The sequence below is a fragment of the Mucilaginibacter sp. P4_A11 genome (genome assembly GCF_056402535.1).
Genome location: NZ_JBFUHE010000004.1, coordinates 201,993 through 222,350, shown reverse-complemented (window position 1 = coordinate 222,350; position 20,358 = coordinate 201,993). Strand labels below are relative to the sequence as shown.

Genomic DNA, 20,358 nt, shown 5'->3' with positions numbered 1-20,358 from the left:
GTAATGCGTGATTTTTAGCGAATATTTAGTTATTTGCCTAACAATCTATCTGTATTATGCATATCAACATCTTCGGTGCTTCAGGCTCGGGAGTAACCACAATGGGCCAGGCTTTGAGCAAAAAGCTTGACTACTCATATTTCGACAGCGATCATTATTTCTGGTTCCTTTCCGATCCTCCCTTTACTGAGCGGAGACCTCCTGAAGAAAGAAATGCTTTGATCAACAAAGAAATGGCCGGTAATGAAAGTTGGATCCTTGGCGGTTCCGTCATTAACTGGAATAATAACTGGCAATTTGATCTATCGGTGTTTCTGTATATTCCACAGGAGCTAAGGCTTCAGCGTTTAAAGGACAGGGAATATGAACGCTACGGTGATATTATCTATACTGATAAAGAACGAAACCGTCTTTACAATGAGTTTATTGAATGGGCTCGTGGATATGATGAGCTCATTACCAATAGCCGGAGTTTACATTCGCATAAAAATTGGATGAACAATCTTAAAACGCCTTTACTGGTTATTGAAGGAGATACAACGATTGAAGGAAGGGTAGAGGCCGTTTTAAAGAAAATTGAGGAGTTAAGTTTGTAACTCTTTGCCGCCGCTAGCCTCTGGCGAGTGACAACTATCCAGAGGCGTCCCGCGACTGAAAAAGGATGAACAAAAAAAGCGGAAGGTAAACCTCCCGCTTTAAAATATCTCAAATCTCACATCTAAAAAAGACTACCTCAAATCCACCAATTCAACACCCGGATGACCTTTGGCATCCCATGCAAAAGTAGCATCAGGAGCAGGTACATTAGGGGTAAAGGTGCGGACGGTATAAGTATACCTGTTGCCGTTTTTATCAAACAATAAAGCGCTATAGATCTGTTTTTTTACTTTATCGATAGTCAGCTTCACTTTAAAAATGGCTTTTTTATCATCTTCGGGTGTAAGCTCAATGTTTTGGTACGCTTTACCCGCTATCTTTTGCTCGCCGGTGTACAAGTATTTAAAGCCTTTTTCATACATGGTAAAGATCTGTGCAGGGTTACTCAGGCCGTCGCCACCCTTATCTGCATCGCTTACCTGTACCTCTTTATCTTTTTTAAGATAGGTCCACTGACTTTTACCATCACTCATGATCTCTTTATCAACCTCTGGTTTAGCAGCCGAATTATAGAGTGTAACCCTGTATTTGCCGGTTTTTGCCTTTGAAATAAGGGTGCCGGTTTGTGTTTCTTTGATATTGGCTTGCTGGTTATTCAGGCTAAAGGTAAAATCAGTTTTGATAACATCATACGACCGGTATTTCTGGCTTACCTGGTTTAAAATGGCTTTTGCCTGGCTATCTTTCTGGGCAAAAGCGGTGCTGTATGTACTTATTGCTAAAATGGTATATGCTATGATCTTTTTCATTCAGTTTTATTCAACAACAACTATAATCATTAATAGTTATTGGTTTAGAGTAATTAAATTGGGCTTGGTTTAATCTTTAATAGGTTTTTGAAGCGTTTCGAGGTAGCGTTCAAGGCTGTACTCGTCGGGATAAAGCACGTCACGGGCTTTGCTGCCTTCAAAAGGGCCTACAATTCCGGCAGCTTCCAGTTGGTCAATGATACGACCGGCACGGTTATAACCCAGCTTCATTTTACGCTGTATGAGGGATGTTGAACCTTGTTGATGCAGTACAATAAGGCGCGCTGCGTCTTCAAACATCGGGTCGCGGTCATCAGGATCATATTCTTTGGCGCCACTGCTGGCTTCACCTTCGCCAACGTATTCGGGCAGGTACATAGCCGAGGGGTAGCCTTTTTGGTTACCGATAAAATCAGATATAGCTTCAACTTCCGGTGTATCCACAAAGGCGCACTGTAAACGGATCAGGTCGCTGCCAGTAGAGAACAGCATATCCCCACGACCAATCAGCTGATCGGCGCCACCAGCATCAAGAATGGTACGTGAGTCGATTTTGGAAAGTACCCTGAATGCCAGCCTTGACGGGAAATTGGCTTTGATAGTACCTGTAATGATATTAACCGAAGGACGTTGTGTAGCGATAACCAAGTGAATGCCCACCGCGCGGGCCAGCTGCGCAATACGGGCAATAGGCATTTCCACCTCTTTACCGGCGGTCATCATTAAATCGGCAAACTCGTCAATCACCAGTACAATGAAAGGCAGGTAACGGTGTTTTTCCGGATCGCTTATTTTGCGGTTCACAAACTTGGCATTGTACTCTTTCAGGTTACGAACCTGAGCGTCTTTAAGCAGGTCATAACGCTGATCCATCTCAATACAAAGGGAATTAAGCGTATTCACCACTTTTTTAGTATCGGTGATAATGGCGTCGCCGTCATCAGGAAGTTTGGCCAAAAAGTGCCTTTCTATCTTGCGGAAAAGTGTAAGCTCCACCTTTTTAGGGTCAACCAGTACAAATTTGAGTTCGGCAGGATGTTTTTTATACAGTAATGATACCAGGATAGCGTTAATACCAACCGATTTACCCTGGCCGGTGGCACCCGCAACCAATAAGTGGGGCATCTTGGCCAAATCGGCAATAAATACCTCGTTTGATATGGTTTTACCTAAAGCGATAGGTAAGTCCATCGTAGTGTTCTGGAATTTTTCGGTAGATAGGATAGAGCGCATTGAAACCATTTCGGGGTTCTGATTAGGCACTTCAATACCGATGGTACCCTTGCCCGGCATAGGGGCAATAATGCGGATCCCTAAAGCTGCTAAGCTTAATGCGATATCATCCTCCAGATTCTTAATCTTGCTGATCCTTACCCCAGGAGCTGGGATGATCTCATATAATGTAACTGTTGGGCCGATGGTAGCCTTGATCTTATCGATCTCGATATTATAGTGGTTCAGCGTTTCAACAATTTTGTTCTTGTTGGCTTCCAGCTCTTCGGCATTAACGGAGATCTTGTTTGAACCATGGTTCTCTAATAATTCCAGGTGCGGAAATTTGTATGTAGCAAGGTCAAGCCTGTGGTCATAAATACCAAATTGACTTACCAGGTCATTTGCTTTTTCGTTATCGGTTTTTTCAACACTTAGTTCAGGCAAGGGCCTGTTGGTATCAATAGTAAGTGGAATCTCGTCCTCTTCTTCGGGTTCGTGCTTGATCGTATTTTCAGGACGTAAAACCACAGGTTCGTGATACTCGGGCATTTGCTCCATAGGCGGTTGCCGTAAAGGATCCTGCCTTAGCGGTTCCTGTACCATTGGCTCCGGCATGATGCTGCTTACATGGGTTTCGCGGATCTTGTTATTGCCCCGGGGCCATTCAAGCGGCGTTGATGGTTCTTCGTCAAGCAGTTCAACAGGTTCTGGCGCTACTTCATCAACTTGCATAGCCGCAACTGTGCGTTTTTTACGCTGAGGTACCTTAAAATCGATGTTGTAGGCTATCACTAATACGGTAAGTGCCAAAAACACCAGCAGACCACCGGTGCCGGCCTCGCCTATCTGCGCAGCCAGTAAACGGTTGCTCCAAAAGCCGAAACCGCCTTCAAAGTAGTGCGGATAATCAATTATAAATGAATGAAAATAAGCTATGGCTACCGAAATAAAAACAATGCTGAATAACGAATAGGCCAATGTTTTGCGGATAGAAAATAGTCTCGCCTTAAAAAGCAGGCGGTACCCCACAATAAAAAACACAAAAACAAATATGAACGAGGCCACGCCAAACCACTCGTAAATAAACTGGTTTGATAATAATGCGCCAAACTTGCCCAGCCAGTTTTGCGCCCTTATAGTTGGATCGCTCAGGTCGGAAATTTCATGAACTGTAGTGCCCGTAGACAGGTTGTGCCAGCCGCCATTTGTTTTGGAAATATAGCTTTGATCTTCCTGCCAGGTGAACAGGTACGATGTAAAGGCGATAAGGAAAAAAATGGACAATAGCAGTGAAAACAAGCCTGCTATTTTAACAGCCTTGCCATTTTCATAGTCAAAGTCAAAGCTTGGCATTTTAGGTAATTTCTTGCCATTCACTTGCTCCTTTTCGGCCTTACCGCTTTGGCGAGGCTGATTTTCTCCCTTGAAATTATTTGATCTAAACTGGTTTCCTTTTGCCGGCATCCTGATGTAACAATCGTTTATGTGCAAACTTACGTAAAATTTCACCTATGTAAACTTCGCTGTTACACCCGGTAAATATTTTATATAAGATTCATTAACCTGCCAAAAATTACAGGCCGAATGAATATAAAGTTAACAGATTATATAACTTATTGGTAACATTTTTAATTTTTTAGTATAATTGAAAAACAACATTTACCTGTAACATAAAACGTAAATTAGCAAAGTACGTACAATAGCTGCGTAATAGTAAACGCTTTACTTAACTAAGTAATGAGCATAGAAAGACTGGAAGAATACATTGCATCTGCCGATTTAGATAGTATCAACACCCTGCTTGGCCGCGACCGGGCATTAGCTACCCAAAAAACCAGCCTTAAGGTGTCACCGCTTATGCTTTCCTGCTATTATAAAAAGCCTGAGGTTACTAACTTATTGTTAAATTATGTAAGCGATGTTAGCTTATTTGAAGCTGCTGCTGCCGGTAAATTTGATGAGGTTGCCCACCAGGTTGGCATTAACCCTAATTCGCTCGATGATTATGCCGATGATGGCTTTACCGCTCTTGGCCTGGCCTGTTATTTTGGGCAGTTTGATGTGGCGCGGTACCTGGTGCTGAAAGGTGCAAGTGTTAATTTGCAATCAAACAATGGGTTCAACGTGTTCCCAATCCATTCGGCAGCCGCCGGAAACTATACCGAAATAGCCAGGATGCTTATTGAAAATGGTGCCAAAGTGAACGTAGTGCAGCAGGCTGGAGTTACGCCGCTGCATTCGGCTGCGCAAAATGGCAATCTGGAGCTGATCATCCTGCTGCTGGAAAGCGGCGCTGAAGTTTTTACCCGGATGGAAGGCGGCAAACTCCCTGCCGATCTGGCCCGCGAAAAAGGCTTTGAAGAGATAGCCGAAATTTTGAGTTGATGTTTAAACGCTTAATTTTAAATTAGTTAAATAATAGGTATTTATCACCTATTGTCGCTTTTGGGGCTTGTTGTACCCGGTGCTTTTATATATTTGTAATAACCTGAATTATAACAAATGAAAGAAATAGCGCTGCTTATTCACGAGGACATTAATCTTTCAACCATAGCGGGCGTGTTGGATATGGTGAGGCATACTAACCGTTTTTTGGTAGAAAGCGGCAAAACCGAAGCCTTTAGCGTAATACTTGTAGGCGAAAAAATAAATAATAACCTGCTTTACTTCCCTGCACAGTTTACTGGTTTTAAAACCATTGATGAGATCAAGGATATCGACCTGGTGATAGCCCCCGCGTTTTACGGTCCGCCGGACCTGGTGATGCGTAAAAACAAAAACCTGATCGACTTTATAAGGAATATGTATGATAAAGGCGCGGAAGTAGCCAGTTTGTGTTTTGGCAGCTATTTTTTAGCCGAGGCAGGGGTGCTTGATGGTAAGCCCTGTACTACACACTGGGTTGCTGTTGATGATATGAAGCGCAGATACCCTAAGGTAGATATTTTACCAGATATGGTAACCACCGATAAAGACGGCACTTATACCAGCGGCGGGGCTTTTTCAAGCATGAACCTGGTATTATATCTCATTGAAAAATATTGTGGCAGGGATACAGGCATTTGGGCCAGTAAAATGTTTTCGCTGGATATTGACCGTACCAGCCAGGCGCATTTCAAGGTGTTTGAGGGGCAGCACCAGCATGAAGACCAGGAAATCATGCGCTCGCAGCTGTTTATCGAAAATAATTATCACCTCTCTATTTCGGTTGAGGAGATTGCCGGCCAAACCAATATGAGCAAGCGAAACTTCATTCGCCGCTTTAAAAGCGCCACGCAAAACACCCCGATGGAATACTTGCAAAAGGTAAAGATAGAATCAGTAAAAAAGGGGCTGGAGAAAACCAATCATAACATCAGCGAACTGATGTACAAGGTTGGCTATAATGATTTGAAGACATTCAGAAAGATCTTTAAACGGATAACAGGGTTAACCCCGCAGGATTACCGGAGTAAATATTGCAGAAGGGCAGTGCTGGAGAATTAAACTCTACATCACGTCATTGCGAGGTACGAAGCAATCCCCGACTTTACAGGGAGAACTGCTTAGCCGCTTTGCTTCTTGAAGATTGCTTCGTACCTCGCAATGACGGTTTGAAAAAAGTATTGGCGTTTAAACCACTTCTTCCTTTTCTCCCTGCTTCACAGGTTTATTTTTCTTTCCTTCAATCGATTCAAAATAAGCCTTTTTAACCACTGTTGTCATTTTATGATCGCCGGTATGGCTCCAGCCCGGAGGCATTACAATGTACAGGAATTTATTTTTTATACCCGGAGCCTTATGCACATCTTTGGCCAGCGCTATAATCTCGCCAAAATAAGCATCTAAAAAGCTGTTTTTAACCATTGGTCTGCTGATACCGTATTCGATAGGAATCTTACGGTCTTCATTTTGGAAAGTACCAAAGACTTTATCCCATATCGGCAGCAGGTTACAGAAATTGGTATCCATATATAGCGGATTGCGTGCATGATGTACCCTGTGGTGCGATGGCGTAAGTACGATTCCATTAAGGAAGCCGAGACGACCATCTTCAATGAGGTTTTCACCAACGTGGATCATTGATCCCCAAAAACCATCCACAAACATGATTACGAATAACATCGGTGGGTTTACACCTAATAAAATGCAAATGCTGGTACGGATGAGATCGGCATAGGGGCCTTCGAGGAAAAAATGGGCGTACGTAACGGAAAGGTTCATGCTTTCGGGTGCGTGGTGGGTTGAGTGCAGGCACCACAGGATCCTTACCTTGTGCGCAAGATAGTGGTACCAAAAGTGCGCAAATTCCCAAATTATGTAGCCGTAAATGAACCAGTACCAGGTAAACGTTGTTTTAAAAATAGCAAATCTCGAAAAAAAGCCGATACAGAATGCTACCATCGCTATGGATAATACACTACCCACAAAAGCATTTAGCACATATGTCCAGAAAGAAACCTTGTAATGGATCACTTTGAATTTTTTATAAAAGGCTCCTCTTATGATCTCAAATACCAGTAGCACGGGCAGCATGGGCCCTAATAGTGCTGTAATGCCGTCATAGGTAAGCAGCTTACTATAATCTCCCGATTTGATAATATCATATAGTCCGCCGAGGCCGAAGAATCCTGTAATGTGATCGTAAATCGCTTTTAAAAAATCCATATTGAAAATAGGTTAACCGGTAAGAGGCTTTATTCAAATTTAGGATTTTTAATTGTATGTATGTAGGTACATGAACTTTTTCAAAAGAATTTCTCATATACCCCAAGGGTCTATAAAAAATAAAATAAAAATTATAGTACTATGTATTGTATAGTACCATGTTTAATATTAACTTTGTTTTAATTGAAACAACAACAATTTAAGCTTTGTTAAAAATGGACACTAAACCTTTGCTATATACAGGTATTATCATACCCATCATATTCTGGCTTTCAACCATTGTTTGTGGTTTTGTGCATGGCAATTACAATCATATCAGCAATACCATCAGCGAGCTTGGAGCAATCGGCACCAAATCCGAAACGTTGATGGAAACGTTCACACTGCTTGATACTGTACTAAGCGTATTTTTTATGGCGGGCTTGTTCATAGCATGCAGCCAGTTAAAGCTCAATATCCTGCCGGTATTTGGGGTGATAGGTTTTCCCATTATGTTTGGCTGGGCGGCGATATTTCATTCGGGCAATCCGCTGCATTCGGCATCAGGGCCTGTGTTTTTGTTGTTGTATATAGGTGCCCTGCTATCCGTCATCTTATGGCGGGGAACCGAGTTTAGGCTGATCAGAAAACTATCACTGTTAAGTCTGGGTATTATGCTGCTCATCTTTCTGCGTTTCATTCCTTCGGCCAATATTCAAAACAATTATACCGGGCTTATTCAAAGGTTTGCTCATTTGGGTTGGTCGGTTTGGTTTGTATCGTTGGGCGGCTGTTTTATAAAATTGCTTGATAGCAAAGAGGAACATCAATTAAATAAATCATCATTAAAATAACAACATGAAAAAATTAGGTTATGTATTGGTTGTCATAGGTGTGATAGCCCTGTTAGATGCTTGCCATATAGGCGGAAGGCATACTGTTATTGTGGAGAACGGCAATGGCAAAGAAAGGCGGATTGAATACTGGGGACGTGTATATTTTACCGCCGATAGCACGGGTATCAGCCGCATCTCGCCCAATGGCAAGGTGAAATACAAAAACAACGATTTTGAAATAATTGCCGAGAGCGATTACAACGGTCGTATTACCTATCAGTTTAACGATGGCGAAAAGAAAAATGAGCTTGATGGTGATGAGAAAATTTCGTTAGCGAGGGCAGTACGGGACATGATGAAGGTAGGGCATAATAATAAATGATTAAAGCACTTTATCATGTCGAGCAATTAAATATAATATACTCTAAGGATGAAATGACAAAAGAGGGCCGGTCAGTCTGAGCCTGTCGAATACTCGCGCGCAGAGGCCCGACCACCATGCTTCGACAGGCTCAGCATGTCATCCTTTTTTAATTTTTCATTTTGAGGGATAGCGAAACGTCTTCTTCGCCCTGCAATTGGGTAAGCGTAGCGAAGAAGATTCTTCATTTAACTCAGAATGACAAAAGGCTTTTATTTTTAGGAATGATAATGCCGGGGTAAGTAGCAATGCCTTACTTCATTCTCACATACACATCGTTATATCCATCGGCTATATAAATATCATTCAGGAAAAGGGTATCGTGCCTTATAAGGTATGATACCGGGCGGGTATCCAGGGCAGGGCCGGATATCAACAATACGTCCGCTGTTTGGGTTGGACTGTATTTATAATCCTTGATAGTGCGGAAATTGCCGTCTATCATCAATGCGTCGTTTTTGAACCATTTGAAACTGCTATCAGCATTAAGCTCATAGCGGGCGGTATATCCGCTGCTTTGTGGTGTAATAGTAAAGTCGCCAATGCCGCCAACTGACTTTACCCAGCGCCATTTGCCAATTATACTGGTACTGCCCGGACCGGGAAGGTTGCCTTTATTGCAGGCGGTTATACTACAAAATAAAATTGCTGATACGGTTCGCAGGAAATTTTTCATAATTGTGTGGTTATAAAATCCCTTACGGTACAGCACATTGCTTTGCTACAATATGTTGTAAATAATTTAAAGGGGGATGCTTGTTGCATATTCAGTAAAATTCTTTGTATCATTAAAGCATGATTATTGTAATACAGTGTAAAGACAAGGTGGGCCTTGTGGCGGCTATATCTGCAACATTAGCTAAACATTTGCTTAATATAGTTTCTATGCGTGAGCATGTTGATCATAACGAAAATGTGTTTTTTACGCGCCTGGAAATTGAAGATGGTGACGATACCGGTCTTGAAGATTCACTACGAAAAATATTGCCCGAAGGAGCCTACATCGCTGTAAACCCGGAGCCGGTAAAGAAAGTGGTTGTACTGGCCACCAAAGAGTATCATTGTTTGAGTGATATCCTGATCCGTAATCATTTTAATACCCTCGGGGCAAGCGTACAATGTGTTATCGCCAATCATGCTAAACTGCAGAATATCTGCGAGCGCTTTGATATCCCTTTTTATCATGTGAGCCATGAACAGGTAGATAAAGCGCAATTTGAGGAACGGGTAATTGCTGCCATTAAACAGTATACGCCCGATTACGTGGTATTGGCCAAGTTTATGCGGATCCTGTCGCCCCGGTTTGTAGCCGAATTTCCAATGAAGATCATTAATATCCATCACTCGTTTTTACCGGCTTTTATAGGTGCTAACCCTTACAAGCAGGCATTTGAGCGCGGTGTTAAATTGATAGGTGCCACAGCTCACTATGTATCAAATGAATTGGACGAAGGCCCGATCATCGCTCAGCAGATTGTTCCGGTAAACCACTCTTACAGCTGGACAGACATGGTAAAAGCCGGCCAGGAAGTAGAGACCGCAGTACTGGCCAAGGCCCTGAAACTTGTTTTTGAAGACCGGGTGTTTGTGTATAAGAATAAAACGGTGGTGTTTGGGTAAGGGTGAAGATCGGATCCGGGTTAAAAACATATTATTTAACATTTACCTTTACTTTTGTTCACCCGCAGGGAACAACTTTGCCTAAATTTCTATTTATGAAAAAAATATTTTCTTTATTGCTGATGGCTATGCTATCTGTTTCGGCAAGCTATGCCCAGCATCAGCTTACTATTGCAACCTACAATTTACGTAACGATAACAGCACCAATGATGATTCGGTGCGGGGAAATGGCTGGAAACAGCGCCTGCCGGTTATAACACAGCTCATCAGGTTTCACGATTGGGATATTTTTGGTACCCAGGAAGGGTTGGTACACCAGCTAAACGGTTTAAAGCAGGCTATGCCCCAGTATGCCTACACCGGAATAGGCCGGGATGACGGTAAAATTGCCGGTGAGTTTTCGGCCATTTTTTATAAAAAGGATAAATTTAAACTGCTGAAACATGGCGATTTCTGGATGGCCCCGATTACCGACAAGCCCAATAAAGGCTGGGATGCTGCCCTGCCAAGGATCTGCTCATGGGGATATTTTGAGGAAATAAAAACCGGGTACAAATTTTATTATTTTAACCTGCATATGGATCATATAGGTGTTGTTGCCCGCCGTGAAAGTGCTAAACTGGTATTGAAAAAAGTAAAAGAGATGGGTGGCAATTCTCCCACTATTTTATCTGGCGATTTTAACGTTGATCAAACATCAGATAGCTACGCGGTAATCAACAATTCGGGAGTGTTAAAGGATAGCTACGAGCTTTCACCCATAAAATATGCTACCAACGGCACCTTTAATGATTTTGACACTAACGATAAAACCACCGGCCGCATCGACCATATTTTTGTAACGAAAGATTTTACGGTGAAAAGGTACGGGATATTAACTGATACCTACAGGGCTAAGGCTAAAGATTCGGATAAATATGAGGCTAAGGAGCCAAGTGACCATTTCCCGGTAATGATAATGGTGGATCATAAATGACCCACCATACCAGAGATTTAGTTGATTGATTAACTAAAGATCGTTTAGATATTACTTCACAATAAGTGTAGCAATTGAATGCGGCAGGGCAGTAGTGCCGGCCGCTTTTCCTTTTATCCAAAGGCTGTAATCTATTTTTTCGTCGGTTTTATTCATAACCACCACCGCAATTGAGCCGTCGGGATTTTGGTAAGCAGTTGTTAACAGTTTATCCCTGCTGGCTACCGCGCTGATGCGTTTTGCACCCGGGTGAATGTATTTGGAGAAATGACCGATGTAGTAGTATGAGCTGGTGTAGATCAGGCTTCCGTTACGCAGATCGGCATGTACCGGTGCAAAGCAGAAGTTACCAACGTGGTTGGGGCCACCTTTTTCATCAAGCAATACGTTCCAGTCGGTCCAGGCTACAGTACCTGCGTTAAAATCATTGATCATTGATAAGCCATAGCGCTCACCAAGCGACCAATCATTGATCTTATTAAAATCAAACTTTTCTATACAGCCTTCAGTAAATACCAGGTTTTTGCCCGGGAATGCTTCATGGGTACGGCGGGTAGCTTCAAAATTCTGTCCTGCACCGGTCCATGTTTCATACCAGTGGAAACCAATACCCCAAATGTATTTGGCTGCGGCAGGATCTTCCAGTATAGTGCTGGCGCGTTGGTAAAGCAGATCGCGGTTATGGTCCCAAACAATCAGTTTTTTGCTTGCCAGGCCTTGTTTTTGTAGGGTTGGGCCTAAAAAGTTTTTTACAAAATCACGTTCTTCTTCGGCGGTGTACATGCATGACTCCCATGTTTGTTTGGCCATTGGCTCGTTCTGTACCGAAAGGCCCCAGATAGGGATGCCTTCCTTTTCATAAGCACGAACAAATTTTACGTAGAAGTTGGCCCAGCTTTGGTCAAACTCTTTTTTAAGCTTACCGCCGTGCAATACATCATTATTATCTTTCATGAAAGCAGGGGGACTCCATGGCGATGCAAACAGGGTTAATTTGCCGCCTGCCGCAGCTGTAGCCGCTTTAATAAAAGGAATGCGGTAGGTTTTATCATGACTAATGTCGAAGGTTTTTAATTCCTTGTCGCCACTTTTTACGTAGCTGTAGCTGTCGCTCGAAAAATCACAGCTTTGAATGTTGGTACGACCAAAAGAGTAACCAATACCCTTGGCTTTATCATAGTAAGCGGTTAAAAATTCCTTTTGCTTGTCCTTAGGTAGTTTGGCAAAGGTTTCGGCCGAGGCATCGGTCAGGGCGCCTCCAATACCTACCATTGTTTGGAAAGTTTTGGCCGGATCAATAAATACTGCTACTTCTGTTTCGGCAGGTTGTGGTTTGTCGGTAAACTTCAGGGTTTCGGTTTCTTTAAATTTGTATCCGGCATTTTGCTCAGATACGATCACTTTTACAGATTTACCTGCTGCCGAATACGGCGCTTTACCCTGGGCGCTGACAAAGCCAGCCTTTAATAATCCGCCTGCTATGAAACAGGCAATTAAATACTTTTTTTGCATGAGTTTAATTAAATAGGCTTGCCGGTTTGGTTACGAGCCTGGACTATGGCTAACCGGAGTTTTCAAATTTATTAAACTTAATTAGAAAAAAGCAAAAAGCCTAATATAAATTATCATAACGATCACCGCTTTTAAGCAAATGATACGCATTAATACCAATGATTTTTAGTTTTTAATTTATTGATTATTAGTAAGTTGTTATTTTTTAAATCTGGAGATGTAAATAAATTTGATGCGCTAAAATGCATTGAAAATTATAGTGTATTATTTACACCGGCTACTGCTTCTGAGCCTTAATTTCTTCTTCAATACGCAGGCTTTCTTTATGGATGGCATTCATGAGTTCGGTGATGAATGTAGAAGAAAGACCTTCCTGTTTTCCGGCCTCAATTGTTTTCTCTAAAACCTGTTTAAAGCGATCAGCCTGGAGGGCGGGGATATTGTTTTTTGCTTTATAGATGCCTATTTCTTTTACCACCCGTTCTCGTTCGCCTAATAAAGCGATGAGTTTTTTATCGATTGAATCAATTTTGATCCGGTTGTTTTGCAGTGTTGGGTCGGTGGCAGGAGTTTTACTCATAGGTGAGGATTGCGCGTTAGCTAAACTGTATTGGAACAAGCACACTGAAAATAATATAAAAGCGCGGTTAAACAATTTCATAAAGATGGTTTTTTGAGATGAATTTAGGGAATTAACCGGGCTGTTAATGGATTTGTTTGAAGATTAACACAGAGTTTACTCATGCTGTCGAGGTTTTGCCGGGCAGTCCCCTCTATACTTCGAATAAAGAGATGCCTTTTTTATTTTTTTTACCCTCTTTCCGCCAAAGGCGAAGAGAGGGTCGGCCAGCGTAGCGCAGCCGGGGTCAGTTAAGACGGTGTAAGGTAAAAGAGATGTACAGAATGCTGTGCTGATCATGTCCCTTACGTTATTCAGCATAGCAAAAATGTGCTAACTTCGCGGCATGTACCAGCTCATAAAACCAATCCTGTTTAAGTTCGATCCTGAAAACGTGCATTATTTTGTCACCCGTAACCTGAAACGTTTTAACCGTTTCCCGGGCGGTACATCGCTAAGTAAAGCTATATGGGATGTAAAAGATCCAAAACTTGAGCGTGAAGTTTTCGGCCTTAAATTCAGGAACCCTGTTGGCCTGGCCGCGGGCTTTGATAAAAATGCCGAGATGATGGGCGAAATGGCCAATCTTGGTTTTGGTTTTGTTGAGATAGGCACGGTTACACCGCTTCCTCAACCAGGAAATGATAAGCCGCGTATGTTTCGCCTGCCGGCAGATAGCGCGCTCATTAATCGTATGGGCTTTAATAATTTTGGCGTGGATATAGCTGCCGAACGGATTGCAGCCTTCAGGCGTGATCCAAGGAATGTCAACAAAGGCCTGATCATCGGAGGAAACATTGGTAAAAATAAGGTTACCCCTAATGAAGATGCTGTAAGTGACTATATCAAATGTTTTGACCGCCTGTTTGATGTGGTTGATTATTTTGTAGTGAACGTGAGTTCGCCCAATACCCCGGGCTTGCGTGCGTTGCAGGAAAAAGGGCCTTTGATGGAAATTCTGAATACGCTGCAGAAACGAAATAGTAAAAATGGTATCAGCAGGCCCATCCTACTAAAAATTGCGCCCGATCTAACCGATTCCCAACTGGATGATATTGTTGATATCGTACAACAAACAGGTATAGCCGGGCTAATTGCTACCAATACAACTATCAGCAGGGAAAATTTATCATCGCCATTAAAAGAAGAAACCGGCGGATTGAGCGGTAAACCACTTACCAAGCGCTCAACCGAAGTGATCAGCTATCTGCATAAAAAATCGAACGGATCATTTCCTATTATCGGAGTAGGGGGGATTCATTCTGCCGAAGACGCTATTGAAAAATTGAACGCCGGTGCTTCACTGGTGCAGCTTTATACGGGTTTTATTTATGAAGGGCCGGGGCTGATTGGAAGGATCAATAAGAAAATTTTGAACCGGGATTAAGGGGATTTAAGAATTGTCAGGATTTTTTTTCTAAATCAAAATCAAAAGAATTCTCAGATTATAGGGTTTTTAAAGGTCTGATATTTTTTTTTAATGTCTGTCAATTTGTATGTGGGTTATGGGCTTAGGTATAGAAAATGATCAAGCTCTGCGAAATATTTTATTTGTAAATATCTTGATAAGGTAAAATAAGCCCGCCACGCCCATCACACCGCCTAAACAAAACATAAACGATCCAAGGCCCGGACCAAAGACAGGTTCGGTATAAGCCAAACCGGCAATAACTGCCCCCACTAAATACAATCCAATAGCGAATAATGCTTTATATCTCGCTTTCCATTTTTTCATTATCGAATATTACCCTCAATGTATATTCACAAACCTCGAATACAAATCGGTAAAAATATCAAGCTAATCCTCAAATCCTAAAAATCATGGTTCAAAAAAAGTCCCACCGGAAACCGGCAGGACTTTAAAGTTTTTTCTTCCGAAGAAGGAGAGAATTATTTGCCTAATGCGATATCTAAAGCTGCATTGTTTTTAGCTATCTGGCTGTGTTTTGACTCAGCAGAACGGCTTCCGTATTCAAGGTTAGTAGCCAGTTTAAGGAACTGTACTTCTAAGCGTGAAAAAGTTTTATTTCTCCTGTCTTTTCTTTTTAAACGAGTAACGCCCATTGTCTTTTATTTTAAAATTTTTTTAACCCTGAGGTCGGAAGCGGATTCGAACCGCTGTAAAAGGTTTTGCAGACCTCTGCCTAGCCACTCGGCCATCCGACCCTTTTTTAAGGACTGCAAAGATAGTAATTATTTTTAGCGAACAAATTTATTTGAACGAATTTCGCTTTATTTCTGAACAAAGTATAGCTGTGGCTATGGCTACGTTCAATGATTCGGCATGGCCTACACGCGGGATGGTTACTTTTTTATTTATTAATGCCTGTATTTCAGGGCGCAAGCCATTGCCCTCATTGCCCATCGCCAACAAGCCCTCATTACCGAAGTTGATACCGTATATATTTTCGCCGTCAAGCATCGCGCCAAATAAAGGGAGCTTTATTTCAGGAAGAATGACGTTTAAATCGCCGTAATGTACGTTTACCCTTGCTAATGAGCCCATGGTGGCCTGTACCACTTTCGGGTTATACACATCAACGGTATCGTCTGAGCAAATAATATCGGTAATACCAAACCAGTCGGCCGTACGGATAATAGTACCCATATTACCGGGGTCCTGTATCTCATCAAGCACCAGCGAAAACCTGTTTTTCAGTAAATTGTAATTTAAAACAGGCCATTTTGGTATTTTAACCAAACCAATTACCTCCTGCGGGGTTTTCAAACTGCTGATCTTTTCCAGATCGGTCAATGAAATTTCCTGAAAATTTATTTTTCGGGATAAATTCATCATTTTTGGAGCAATTTCGGGGGTGTGGTATATAGTATCAACCTGGTATGCAGTGTTTACAAACTCAATAACTGATTTGTAACCCTCAACCAAAAAATAACCATGCTCTTTACGGAATTTTTTATGTTGTAAGGACTTTAATAAACTGATCTGTGATTTTGAAAGCATATACTAAAACTGCTGTTTACCGCCTTACAATATTAAGTATTTTGCTGATTATTATCGGTTCGGGCTGCGGTATTACCCGCGGCATTCGTAAAGACCAGGCGTTGGTGCGCAAAATTACTATAAAAGGTATCGACGAAGAATTTGCCGAAACGGCTGTAAATTATGTAGATAAGGAGCAGCAGCCCAATAACTGGCTTAATTTACAGTTGTACTATACTTTTAGTAATAAAGGAAAAAAAAATATTGGTGAAGCCCCTGTAGTTGTAGATAGCAACCTGATTGAATATTCACGCCTGCAAATGGAAAAATATATTCGCAGCCGTGGCTATCTTAAAGCGAAAGTTACCGATAGTGTTGTAATAAAAAAGCAAAAGGCCGAACTGGTTTTCACTGCCAATGAAGGGCCTATGTTCCGTATCCGCAAGTTTACAGATAGTATTGCCGATAATAATATTAAGGGATTGTATAATGGTAACCGCAATAGGATCTCGCATATACAGCCGGGCGGTAGATTTGATACCGATAGCTTAGCCTACGACCGCGACCAGCTTTATTTGCTAATGAAGCATAATGGCTATTATGATTTTTACAGGCAATACATCAACTTTACTTATGATTCAACTTTTAACAGCAGTGTGGTTGATGTGAAAATGATTATTGATAATCCGGCCGGCAAAACGCAACATCCGGTTTATACCATCAACAATACATTAATCACGATATCAAACAGTCAGGGACGTACCCCGGGTAAAGCTGATACCATACAGGTTGACTCTCAGTTTAGGTTTGTTGATTACTCAAAAAGGTTTCAGCCAAGGGTCGTGACCGATTATGTTTTTCAGAAAAAAGGTGAGATATATGATATCGACAAGCAAACGCGAACTACCACGCGTTTATCGGAGTTGAACGTTTTCAGAAACGTGCCCAACCCTGTTTATGAAAAACTGAAGGACAGCTCCAATAGGCTCAATACCCGGATAGATATTGTGCCGTTGAAACGTATGAGCGATCGTGTGGAGGGCGAGGTGCTTTTTAGCGGTGGCCGTTTTGGTTATAACGTTGGTAATACTTTTACCGACAGGAATTTATTTAAACAGGCCGCTATCTTGCAGCTGAAAGTTAACTGGAGTATCCTTTTTGATAATGGCAATAGTGTTGGCAACGATAACAGTAGTATTCAAAACCAAGAGTTTAGGGTAGGGGCACAGCTTACTTATCCACGCCTTTTACTGCCGTTTAAATTTCCTTTTCTGGGTAAATTCGGAGTTCCGCATACCACATTTTCGTCAAACTACTCATTGTTTTTTCAGAAAGACCTGGTTAAGCGCGAAAGTTTTATCAATTCCATCACATACGATTTTTTTGATACGCCATATAAATCACATACCATTACTCCTATTAGTATCGAATTTTCGAGAGGCGTAATTGATCCAGCTGCCAGAGATTCCCTGCTTAAGCAAAATAGGTATTCATATGTTTACCTGATCGGGCGGACAGTTTTTACATCCGGGAGTCAATACACTTACCAGGTTAATGCTATAAAGCTTAACGGTTATGAAAATTTTACTTATTTCCGCGGCAGTTTAGATATTGGCGGGAACTTCCTAAACCTGGTAAGTAACCTCACTAATGCGCCTAAAGATGATCATGGACAGCATAAACTTTTCGGTTATACTTTTGCACAATATACCAAAGTTGAGCTCGATACACGGATCTACCGAAACTTTGGCGGCGAAAAACAACTTGTTTTTCGCATAAATCCGGGGATCGGCATCCCTTACGGTAATAGTGATCAGCTTATTTTCGAAAAGAATTTTTACGCTGGAGGTGCCAATGATCTCAGGGCCTGGTTGCCGCGTACATTAGGGCCAGGACAATTTAACCGTGCTACTTATTATGGTACCGATGTTACTAACCGTGCCCGTTTAAAGTACCTTGATCAGTTTGGCGAGATCAAATTCATAACTAATGCCGAGTACCGTTACCTGCTGGCAAATAATTTCTTTGGTGCAAAACTCAAAGGTGCTTTTTTTATTGATGCTGGTAACGTATGGCGTTTGCATGATGAACCCGATAATCCCAATGGGCAGTTTAAATTGAATAATTTTTTAAGTTCAACCGCTGTAGGTATAGGCACAGGATTAAGGTTTGACTTAAGTTTCTTCGTTTTTAGGCTTGATGCCGCCTTTAAACTTAAAGATCCGCAATTCAGTGGATCTGATCAATGGGTGCTAATCAACCATGCCGGCGAGTTATTCAGCAAAGGTTCATTCAAAAAAGCTTACGAAACAGCCAACGGCGAAAGCTATAATTTTATGCAGCTCAATTTTGGTATCGGATTGCCGTTTTAAGATTTTAGAGGTTAAAGGTAAAAGGCGAAAGGTAAAAGGTTTTTTAGAAAAAGCCAGACAACAAGCCTTTGCAAAGCTGCAGCTATCTTTAGCCTTTCACCTTTAGCCTTTTACCAAGAGAGCCCTCTTCCTAAAATATATTCTTTAACCCGTCAATAATACTTTCAAAAAAGGTTGGTATACTTAGACCATTGTGATAGTTGAAGTAAAGGAATATACAGAAGATTACTACCGCTATAATGATAAACCGTTTAAACATGTAAGCCAGCAATACCAGTAACAGGGGGATAGCTACCAGTAATATCCAGCTGATGTGGAAAGGGCTTAGCTTGCTGTCATGCTTGTAAATGTAATATAGTATGGCATGGGTGCCGGCGTCGTTCATGTGTTTGGCGTACAGGAAGCTTGAACGATCCAATTTGTGGCGGTAAAAAGCTGTGCCTTTATCAAACTTAAGTTCTTCGGTAAAGCCGTTCATCACAAAAGTGAAAACACCGTTCACGTTTTCCTGTATCACACCAGCAGTGTCGGTGGCTACTACGGCAACCTCATCAACAGCAAAAGGATTTTCTTTAACTACAAAGTTGTTGATGGCAATTTTATCAGCAAAAGCAAAGCTGTGCGCAGCAATGGCAAAGCAAAAAATTAGTAAAAGTTTTTTCATGGTTTGATAGAAAGCTCTTTATCGATGCTGTAATTATCTGCAATAAAAATAGTGTTTTTTATGAGCTATCGGTTAAGGAAATAAATACTCACGTTTAGTACACTGGCAAAACTCACCCACAATAAATATGGGATAAGCAGCCAAGCTGCTGTCCGGCTAAATTTATTAAACCAGTTGATGGTTATCATAATGCTGAGCCACAGTAAAATGATCACAATCATGGCCGCTGCTATTTGGTGCATCCAAAAAAATATTATCGACCATGAAAAATTTAAAATAAGCTGAATGAAATACGCTGAACGGGCAATGATGTAAGCAGGCTTACGGCTTCGGTGTTGCCAAACCAGGTATGCCGAGGTTGCTATCATGATGTAAATTACCGTCCATACAGGCGCAAACAACCAGGGCGGAGGATTAAACGAAGGTTTATGAAGGGTGCTATACCAGCCTGCAATTTCAGGTCTGGTTACCAGCGATGCAACAAGTCCGATGGCCAGTACAATTAACAGGCTGATCAAGTAAGGGAAAAATTGAAAACGTTTAGCAGGTATAGCTCCAGGCATGATATATATTGAACCGCTAAAACCGGCGTAAGTTTTAAATGGATCAACAATTTTGAAAACTTAATAAAATGAATACTCTTACCAGGTAAAGCAACTATTTTGCAATAATTACACAGCAATTAGATGGGGTTAACGGTTAAATGTTAGTTTAGCCAGCATGATAAAAGCTTACAGATTATATACTGGTGAAGACGGCCATTCACATATAGAAAAGGGTACGATTGAATTGGGGCCGCTCAACGAGGCGCTGGCTATCAGGTTCCAGGAATCGGAACCGCATGCTTTTTATGATTACCATAATGCCCCTACCTATCAGTATGTGATCACTCTTACCGGTACACTTGAATTTGAAACCTACCCCGGCGAAAAGTTTATACTGTACCCCGGGGAGATCCTGATAGCCCAGGATACAACCGGCACAGCCCACAAATGGCGCCTGATTGGTGATGAACCCTGGAAACGTGTTTACGTTTCCTATGATCCGGCAAAGCCTATAAATTTTGTGGCCGATAAATAATCTGCCGCAGGTTTAGCGATAGCGTAACCTGTGGTTGGAAATAGTTTAAGCTTTCGGCTTCAGTATTAT

21 protein-coding genes and 1 tRNA gene are annotated in these 20,358 nt (G+C 41.7%); 10 read left to right on the top strand and 12 right to left on the bottom strand.

What is annotated here, in order from left to right; genetic code table 11:
- Positions 1-56: 56 nt before the first annotated feature.
- Positions 57-596 carry an AAA family ATPase gene (locus AC1DUD_RS10085; RefSeq protein WP_477374188.1) on the top strand — a complete coding sequence of 180 codons (540 nt, stop codon included), beginning with the start codon at positions 57-59 and terminating at the stop codon, positions 594-596.
- Positions 597-728: 132 nt separating this feature from the next.
- Here AC1DUD_RS10085 and lolA1 read toward each other — a convergent pair whose 3' ends face one another.
- On the bottom strand, positions 729-1,406 hold the full coding sequence (lolA1, locus tag AC1DUD_RS10080; protein WP_121231166.1) for an outer membrane lipoprotein periplasmic chaperone LolA1: 678 nt from the start codon (positions 1,404-1,406) through the stop codon (positions 729-731).
- A 69-nt stretch (positions 1,407-1,475) separates the two neighbouring features.
- Complete coding sequence (locus AC1DUD_RS10075; RefSeq protein ID WP_477374186.1) at positions 1,476-4,085, bottom strand: FtsK/SpoIIIE family DNA translocase; 2,610 nt, start codon at positions 4,083-4,085, stop codon at positions 1,476-1,478.
- Between the two features lie 273 nt (positions 4,086-4,358).
- Between AC1DUD_RS10075 and AC1DUD_RS10070 the strand changes: the two genes are divergently transcribed.
- Positions 4,359-5,006 carry an ankyrin repeat domain-containing protein gene (locus AC1DUD_RS10070; protein WP_477374184.1) on the top strand — a complete coding sequence of 216 codons (648 nt, stop codon included), beginning with the start codon at positions 4,359-4,361 and terminating at the stop codon, positions 5,004-5,006.
- A 117-nt stretch (positions 5,007-5,123) separates the two neighbouring features.
- Positions 5,124-6,107, top strand: coding sequence for a GlxA family transcriptional regulator (locus AC1DUD_RS10065; RefSeq protein WP_330858559.1), 984 nt, complete (start codon positions 5,124-5,126; stop codon positions 6,105-6,107).
- Positions 6,108-6,233: 126 nt separating this feature from the next.
- Here the strand turns inward: AC1DUD_RS10065 and AC1DUD_RS10060 are convergent, their stop codons facing one another.
- Positions 6,234-7,268 (bottom strand): sterol desaturase family protein, encoded by a 1,035-nt coding sequence (locus AC1DUD_RS10060; RefSeq protein ID WP_477374181.1) that lies wholly within the window; start codon positions 7,266-7,268, stop codon positions 6,234-6,236.
- A 215-nt stretch (positions 7,269-7,483) separates the two neighbouring features.
- On the opposite strand from AC1DUD_RS10060, the gene AC1DUD_RS10055 reads away from it, so the two are divergent.
- Both AC1DUD_RS10055 and AC1DUD_RS10050 read left to right on the top strand, forming a co-directional pair.
- Positions 7,484-8,101: a DUF998 domain-containing protein gene (locus tag AC1DUD_RS10055; protein WP_477374179.1), complete on the top strand. Its 618-nt coding sequence runs from the start codon at positions 7,484-7,486 to the stop codon at positions 8,099-8,101.
- Positions 8,102-8,105: 4 nt separating this feature from the next.
- A complete protein-coding gene (locus AC1DUD_RS10050; RefSeq protein ID WP_477374177.1) occupies positions 8,106-8,465 on the top strand; it encodes a hypothetical protein in 360 nt (119 codons plus the stop codon).
- A gap of 292 nt (positions 8,466-8,757) precedes the next feature.
- Here the strand turns inward: AC1DUD_RS10050 and AC1DUD_RS10045 are convergent, their stop codons facing one another.
- Positions 8,758-9,180, bottom strand: coding sequence for a hypothetical protein (locus tag AC1DUD_RS10045; RefSeq protein ID WP_477374175.1), 423 nt, complete (start codon positions 9,178-9,180; stop codon positions 8,758-8,760).
- A 119-nt stretch (positions 9,181-9,299) separates the two neighbouring features.
- Between AC1DUD_RS10045 and purU the strand changes: the two genes are divergently transcribed.
- Both purU and AC1DUD_RS10035 read left to right on the top strand, forming a co-directional pair.
- A complete protein-coding gene (purU, locus tag AC1DUD_RS10040; RefSeq protein WP_477374173.1) occupies positions 9,300-10,124 on the top strand; it encodes a formyltetrahydrofolate deformylase in 825 nt (274 codons plus the stop codon).
- A 95-nt stretch (positions 10,125-10,219) separates the two neighbouring features.
- A complete protein-coding gene (locus AC1DUD_RS10035) occupies positions 10,220-11,101 on the top strand; it encodes an endonuclease/exonuclease/phosphatase family protein (RefSeq protein WP_477374171.1) in 882 nt (293 codons plus the stop codon).
- A gap of 51 nt (positions 11,102-11,152) precedes the next feature.
- Here the strand turns inward: AC1DUD_RS10035 and AC1DUD_RS10030 are convergent, their stop codons facing one another.
- Positions 11,153-12,613: a glycoside hydrolase family 30 protein gene (locus tag AC1DUD_RS10030; RefSeq protein ID WP_477374169.1), complete on the bottom strand. Its 1,461-nt coding sequence runs from the start codon at positions 12,611-12,613 to the stop codon at positions 11,153-11,155.
- A gap of 277 nt (positions 12,614-12,890) precedes the next feature.
- Positions 12,891-13,193, bottom strand: coding sequence for a chorismate mutase (locus tag AC1DUD_RS10025; RefSeq protein ID WP_477374167.1), 303 nt, complete (start codon positions 13,191-13,193; stop codon positions 12,891-12,893).
- A 385-nt stretch (positions 13,194-13,578) separates the two neighbouring features.
- Here AC1DUD_RS10025 and AC1DUD_RS10020 point away from each other — a divergent pair, with 385 nt between their 5' ends.
- On the top strand, positions 13,579-14,619 hold the full coding sequence (locus AC1DUD_RS10020) for a quinone-dependent dihydroorotate dehydrogenase (RefSeq protein ID WP_477374165.1): 1,041 nt from the start codon (positions 13,579-13,581) through the stop codon (positions 14,617-14,619).
- Positions 14,620-14,760: 141 nt separating this feature from the next.
- On the opposite strand, the gene AC1DUD_RS10015 is transcribed toward AC1DUD_RS10020, so the two are convergent.
- The 4 genes from AC1DUD_RS10015 to AC1DUD_RS10000 form a co-directional block, all read right to left on the bottom strand.
- The gene (locus tag AC1DUD_RS10015) at positions 14,761-14,967 is read right to left on the bottom strand and encodes a hypothetical protein (RefSeq protein ID WP_477374163.1); all 207 of its coding nucleotides are present in this window, start codon (positions 14,965-14,967) and stop codon (positions 14,761-14,763) included.
- A 155-nt stretch (positions 14,968-15,122) separates the two neighbouring features.
- Positions 15,123-15,296 carry a spore protein gene (locus AC1DUD_RS10010; RefSeq protein WP_090527770.1) on the bottom strand — a complete coding sequence of 58 codons (174 nt, stop codon included), beginning with the start codon at positions 15,294-15,296 and terminating at the stop codon, positions 15,123-15,125.
- 31 nt (positions 15,297-15,327) lie between these two features.
- Positions 15,328-15,398 (bottom strand) — tRNA-Cys (locus tag AC1DUD_RS10005).
- 46 nt (positions 15,399-15,444) lie between these two features.
- The gene (locus tag AC1DUD_RS10000) at positions 15,445-16,194 is read right to left on the bottom strand and encodes a TrmH family RNA methyltransferase (RefSeq protein WP_477374160.1); all 750 of its coding nucleotides are present in this window, start codon (positions 16,192-16,194) and stop codon (positions 15,445-15,447) included.
- Here AC1DUD_RS10000 and tamL point away from each other — a divergent pair.
- On the top strand, positions 16,185-18,545 hold the full coding sequence (gene tamL, locus AC1DUD_RS09995; RefSeq protein ID WP_477374158.1) for a translocation and assembly module lipoprotein TamL: 2,361 nt from the start codon (positions 16,185-16,187) through the stop codon (positions 18,543-18,545). The genes AC1DUD_RS10000 and tamL overlap by 10 nt on opposite strands.
- A 130-nt stretch (positions 18,546-18,675) precedes the next feature.
- On the opposite strand, the gene AC1DUD_RS09990 is transcribed toward tamL, so the two are convergent.
- Together AC1DUD_RS09990 and AC1DUD_RS09985 are read right to left on the bottom strand one after the other, a co-directional pair.
- Entirely contained in the window at positions 18,676-19,209 is a 534-nt protein-coding gene (locus AC1DUD_RS09990) for a hypothetical protein (protein WP_477374156.1), read from the bottom strand.
- 65 nt (positions 19,210-19,274) lie between these two features.
- Positions 19,275-19,772, bottom strand: a complete 498-nt coding sequence (locus tag AC1DUD_RS09985; RefSeq protein ID WP_477374154.1) for a TspO/MBR family protein — start codon at positions 19,770-19,772, stop codon at positions 19,275-19,277.
- 157 nt (positions 19,773-19,929) lie between these two features.
- Between AC1DUD_RS09985 and AC1DUD_RS09980 the strand changes: the two genes are divergently transcribed.
- On the top strand, positions 19,930-20,289 hold the full coding sequence (locus AC1DUD_RS09980; protein ID WP_477374152.1) for a hypothetical protein: 360 nt from the start codon (positions 19,930-19,932) through the stop codon (positions 20,287-20,289).
- Positions 20,290-20,358: the final 69 nt, after the last annotated feature.

What these genes read in the sequence shown, in the direction of transcription:
- AC1DUD_RS10050 (WP_477374177.1), top strand. Translation starts at nt 8,106, where the DNA reads ATGAAAAAATTAGGTTATGTATTGGTTGTCATAGGTGTGATAGCCCTG.
- AC1DUD_RS10075 (WP_477374186.1), bottom strand. Translation starts at nt 4,085, where the DNA reads ATGCCGGCAAAAGGAAACCAGTTTAGATCAAATAATTTCAAGGGAGAA.
- lolA1 (WP_121231166.1), bottom strand. Translation starts at nt 1,406, where the DNA reads ATGAAAAAGATCATAGCATATACCATTTTAGCAATAAGTACATACAGC.
- AC1DUD_RS10055 (WP_477374179.1), top strand. Translation starts at nt 7,484, where the DNA reads ATGGACACTAAACCTTTGCTATATACAGGTATTATCATACCCATCATA.
- AC1DUD_RS09985 (WP_477374154.1), bottom strand. Translation starts at nt 19,772, where the DNA reads ATGCCTGGAGCTATACCTGCTAAACGTTTTCAATTTTTCCCTTACTTG.
- AC1DUD_RS10030 (WP_477374169.1), bottom strand. Translation starts at nt 12,613, where the DNA reads ATGCAAAAAAAGTATTTAATTGCCTGTTTCATAGCAGGCGGATTATTA.
- AC1DUD_RS09990 (WP_477374156.1), bottom strand. Translation starts at nt 19,209, where the DNA reads ATGAAAAAACTTTTACTAATTTTTTGCTTTGCCATTGCTGCGCACAGC.
- AC1DUD_RS10045 (WP_477374175.1), bottom strand. Translation starts at nt 9,180, where the DNA reads ATGAAAAATTTCCTGCGAACCGTATCAGCAATTTTATTTTGTAGTATA.
- AC1DUD_RS10010 (WP_090527770.1), bottom strand. Translation starts at nt 15,296, where the DNA reads ATGGGCGTTACTCGTTTAAAAAGAAAAGACAGGAGAAATAAAACTTTT.
- AC1DUD_RS09980 (WP_477374152.1), top strand. Translation starts at nt 19,930, where the DNA reads ATGATAAAAGCTTACAGATTATATACTGGTGAAGACGGCCATTCACAT.
- AC1DUD_RS10060 (WP_477374181.1), bottom strand. Translation starts at nt 7,268, where the DNA reads ATGGATTTTTTAAAAGCGATTTACGATCACATTACAGGATTCTTCGGC.
- AC1DUD_RS10025 (WP_477374167.1), bottom strand. Translation starts at nt 13,193, where the DNA reads ATGAGTAAAACTCCTGCCACCGACCCAACACTGCAAAACAACCGGATC.
- AC1DUD_RS10085 (WP_477374188.1), top strand. Translation starts at nt 57, where the DNA reads ATGCATATCAACATCTTCGGTGCTTCAGGCTCGGGAGTAACCACAATG.
- AC1DUD_RS10000 (WP_477374160.1), bottom strand. Translation starts at nt 16,194, where the DNA reads ATGCTTTCAAAATCACAGATCAGTTTATTAAAGTCCTTACAACATAAA.
- AC1DUD_RS10020 (WP_477374165.1), top strand. Translation starts at nt 13,579, where the DNA reads ATGTACCAGCTCATAAAACCAATCCTGTTTAAGTTCGATCCTGAAAAC.
- AC1DUD_RS10070 (WP_477374184.1), top strand. Translation starts at nt 4,359, where the DNA reads ATGAGCATAGAAAGACTGGAAGAATACATTGCATCTGCCGATTTAGAT.
- purU (WP_477374173.1), top strand. Translation starts at nt 9,300, where the DNA reads ATGATTATTGTAATACAGTGTAAAGACAAGGTGGGCCTTGTGGCGGCT.
- AC1DUD_RS10065 (WP_330858559.1), top strand. Translation starts at nt 5,124, where the DNA reads ATGAAAGAAATAGCGCTGCTTATTCACGAGGACATTAATCTTTCAACC.
- AC1DUD_RS10035 (WP_477374171.1), top strand. Translation starts at nt 10,220, where the DNA reads ATGAAAAAAATATTTTCTTTATTGCTGATGGCTATGCTATCTGTTTCG.
- AC1DUD_RS10015 (WP_477374163.1), bottom strand. Translation starts at nt 14,967, where the DNA reads ATGAAAAAATGGAAAGCGAGATATAAAGCATTATTCGCTATTGGATTG.